The sequence below is a fragment of the Aquabacterium sp. genome (assembly GCF_041915145.1).
GTDB lineage: Bacteria > Pseudomonadota > Gammaproteobacteria > Burkholderiales > Burkholderiaceae_C > Aquabacterium.
On sequence record NZ_JAYSBZ010000135.1, the window covers coordinates 1 to 3,903 of the forward strand.

4 protein-coding genes are annotated in these 3,903 nt (G+C 69.4%); all 4 read left to right on the plus strand.

Annotation, left to right across the window (positions count from 1 at the left end; translation table 11 throughout):
• The coding region (locus ACE3SS_RS15035; protein WP_374595341.1) for a serine/threonine-protein kinase at positions 1 to 644 on the plus strand (644 nt) is incomplete at its 5' end.
• 21 nt (positions 645 to 665) lie between these two features.
• Positions 666 to 1,466, plus strand: coding sequence for a Stp1/IreP family PP2C-type Ser/Thr phosphatase (locus tag ACE3SS_RS15040; RefSeq protein WP_374595343.1), 801 nt, complete (start codon positions 666 to 668; stop codon positions 1,464 to 1,466).
• An 86-nt stretch (positions 1,467 to 1,552) separates the two neighbouring features.
• Positions 1,553 to 2,254, plus strand: coding sequence for an FHA domain-containing protein (locus tag ACE3SS_RS15045; RefSeq protein ID WP_374595345.1), 702 nt, complete (start codon positions 1,553 to 1,555; stop codon positions 2,252 to 2,254).
• A 27-nt stretch (positions 2,255 to 2,281) separates the two neighbouring features.
• Positions 2,282 to 3,903, plus strand: a 1,622-nt coding sequence (locus tag ACE3SS_RS15050) for a CHASE2 domain-containing protein (RefSeq protein ID WP_374595347.1), incomplete at its 3' end; no start/stop codon positions are given.

The following is a 3,903-nucleotide window of genomic DNA, read 5'->3' on the forward strand; positions in this document are numbered from 1 at the left end:
TGGACCTGCTGTCGGGCACCGACCTCAGCCACCACACCGTCACCGGCCACCTGCTGCCGGTTCGTACCGTGCTCGAAGTGGTGGCCCGCGTGGCCGACGCCTTGGCCTACGCCCACACCCGGGGCGTGCTGCACCGCGACGTCAAGCCCGCCAACATCATGGTCGACCTCGACCGGCGCAGCGTCAAACTGATGGACTTCGGCATCGCCCGGGTGGCCGACTCCACCCGCACCCGCACCGGCGTCGTGATGGGCACGCCGTCGTTCATGTCGCCCGAGCAGCTCGCCGGGCTGCGCACCGACGGTCGCAGCGACCTCTACTCGCTGGGCGTGGCGCTCTATCAGCTGCTCACCGGCCAGCTGCCTTTCGTGCACGCCTCGATGGCGCAGCTCATGCGCGCCATCGCCAACGACCCCGCACCCGACGTTCGCACGCTGCGCCCCGAGCTGCCCGAGTCGGTGGCCAACATCGTGGCGCTGGCGCTCGAAAAGCGCCCCGAGACGCGTTACGCCGATGGCACCCAGCTGGCTAATGATTTGCGAGCAGTGGCTGCAAATTGGCACGAAGAGTCAGTCGATCGCGGCGACAATGCCGCCCTGACGCCCCACCCCTCCGAGCCGCCCGCGTCGCCACCGGCCGCCTGATCCGACCTGCCCCGTCACCGCATGGAATTTGAGTTCTTCAGCCAAACCGATACCGGCCGGATGCGAACGAACAACGAAGATTCGGTCGCGCTCGACGAGCCCAGCGGCGTCGCCGTGCTGGCCGACGGCATGGGCGGCTACAACGCCGGCGAAGTCGCCAGCCAGATGGCGTGCGAGTTCATCAGCACCGAGCTGGGCCGCTGGCTCGGCGAGGCCAACGACAACGCCACCGACACCGACGTGCGCCGCGCCATGGACATCTGCGCCGACAACGCCAACCACGCGATCTACCAGGCCGCCAACTCCAACCCGCAGTTCGCCGGCATGGGCACCACGCTGGTGCTGGCGGTGTTCCGCCCCAACCGGCTGCTGATGGGCCACGTGGGCGACTCGCGCGGCTACCGCCTGCGGGCCGGTCGGCTGCAGCAGATCACGCGTGACCATTCATTACTGCAGGAGCAGCTCGACGCCGGCATCATCACCCCCGAACAGGCCGCCGTGTCCGCCAACAAGAATCTGGTGACACGCGCCGTGGGCGTCGAAGACTCGGTGCTGCTCGAAACGCATCTGCACGACCTGCTGCCCGGCGACACCATCCTGATGTGCTCGGACGGCCTGTCGGACATGCTCACCGATGAACACATCGAAAACGTGCTGCGCAGCCACGACAGCTTGACGGACGCCGGGCAAGCCCTCATTACCGCCGCCAATGAAGCCGGGGGGAGGGATAATATTGCGGTCATCCTGGTTCGCGCCCGGGGCACGCAAGCGCCCGGCCGCTCATGGTGGCCGTTCCGGCGCACCGTCACCGGGTCGCTTTGAACGACGCTCTGATGGCTGATTGCACAGCTTTTGCTTGATTCCACCAACACAATTACCTGCCAAACAGCAAGCCTGAGGGGTTTCGAATGGGAAAACTGGTCGTATCGCTCGACGGAGTGGTCATCAAAGAAGTCCAACTGACGAAGGACAAGACCTCGCTCGGACGGCGCCCCTACAACGACATCGTCATCGACAACCTCGCCGTCAGCGGTGAGCACGCGGTGTTGCAGATGATCGGCAGCGACGTCTTCATCGAAGACCTCAACAGCACGAACGGCACCTACATCAACGGCAAGGCCGTCAAGAAGCAGCTGCTGCAGCACAACGACACGGTCGAGATCGGTAAGTACAAGATCAAATATCTGGTCGAAGACGGCAACGACTACGAAAAGACCATGATCATGCGGCCGGGTCAGACCCCGCCGATGATGTCTCCGGCGTCGTCGCACACCCCGGGCGGCAACTTCTCGAACACCGTGACGGGCGGCCTGACCTCGGGCTTTGGCGGGCTGCAATCGACCAACACCGCCACGGCATCGATCAAGGTGCTCAACGGCGCCGCCGCAGGCCGCGAGGTCGCGCTGACCAAGGTGGTGACCACCGTCGGCAAGCCGGGCGTGCAAGTGGCCTCGATCACCAAGCGCCCGGGCGGCTTCGTGTTCGCTCACGTCGAAGGCTCGGCGCGGCCGACCGTCAACGGCGCCCCGGTTTCGGGCGACCCGGTGCACCTGCGCAACGGCGACGTGATCGAGCTGACCGGCACGCAGATGCAGTTCGTGCAGGCCTAAACGGCCCCGGCAACAAGCGGCGCCCCGATGAGCCGCTTGTTGCCCGCCTCGCGCTTTCCGCAGCTGCGGCGCCTCGTCCTGCTGCTGCCGTTGCTGCTGGGCCTGCTGCACTGGGCCGGCACCTGGCGACTCAATTTCATCGAGTCGTTTGACCACTTTCTCGACGACACCCGGCAGCGTGCGCTGCTGAGCACCAGCGCCGACCCGCGCATCGTGATCGTCGACGTCGACGAAGCCAGCCTCGCCGCCATCGGCCGCTGGCCCTGGAGCCGCGATCGGCTCGCCGCCCTGACCGACGAGCTGCTCGGCCGCCAAGGCGCCAAGGCCGTGGGCTTCAACATCGTGTTCTCCGAGCCCGACCCTGCCGAGGGCCTGCGACTGCTCGGTGAGTTGGCCCAGGGCCCGCTGCAGGGCGACGCCGCCTTCCAGGCCGAATACGCGCAACGCCGCGACGCCCTCGACCACGACGCCCGCTTCGCCCAGGCCTTGTCCGGCCAGCAGGCGGTGCTGGGCTTTTACCTGAGCGGCGCTGCCCGCCCCACCCGGGTCGGCCAGTTGCCGGCCCCGACCTTTGCCACCCCGCCCGACGGCCTGCCCGGCTTGACGCGCTGGAGCGGCTACGGCGCCAACCTGCCCGCGCTGGCCGCCGCCGCGCCGCGTGCCGGCTACTTCAACGTGCTGCCCGACTCCGACGGCGTGGTGCGCTCGGTGCCTCTGCTGGCGCTGTGGTCGGCGCCGCCCGAAACGCCCGGCGCCGCGCCCGCCCCACCGCAAGTCCACCAGGCCTTTGCCTTGGCCGTGCTGCGCGCCGTGTTGGGCGACCCGGCGGTCGAGCCCGTGCGCCCCGGGGGCGGCCAGACCGGCCCCGGCCTGAGCGCGGTGCGACTGCACCAGGGCGCGCGCATCCTCGACGTGCCGCTCGACGAGCGCGGCGCGGTACGCGTGCCGTTTCGCGAGCCGGGCCATTTCAGCTTCGTCTCGGCCGCCGACGTACTCGCGCAGCGCCTGCCGCCCAGCAGCCTGCAAGGCCGGCTGGCGCTGGTGGGCACCACCGCGCTGGGTCTGGCCGATCTGCACGCCACGCCCGTCGGCTCGGCCACGCCGGGGGTGGTGGTGCACGCCAGCCTGATCGCCGGCCTGCTCGACGGCCAGGTGCCGACCCGCCCCGACTGGGCGCGCGGCTTCGAGGTCGCCAGCCTGATCCTGGGTTGCCTGGCCCTGGCCTGGAGCCTGCCGCGTCTGCACGCCGCCTGGGCCGTGGCGCTCACCGGCGTGAGCGTGCTGGCGTGGGTCGCCCTGAATCTGCTGCTCTACCACCGCCAAGGCTGGGTGCTGCCGCTGGCGCTGCCGCTGCTGGGCACGCTCAGCACCGCCACGCTGGCCATCGTGGCCGGCTACCTGGCCGAAGGGCGCGCGCGCCGCGCCCTCGCCCGGCTGTTCGGCGCCTACGTGCCGCCCGAGCTGGTGTCGCAGATGGCGCACGACCCGGAGCGCTACACCCGCGCCGGGCTGGGCGCCGACAACCGGCAGCTGACGGTGATGTTCTGCGACCTGCGCGACTTCACCCGCGTGGCCGAGCGGCTGCAGCCGCAGCAGCTGCGCGAGGTGGTCAACCTGTATTTCTCGCGCATGAGCGCCGTCATTGCCCG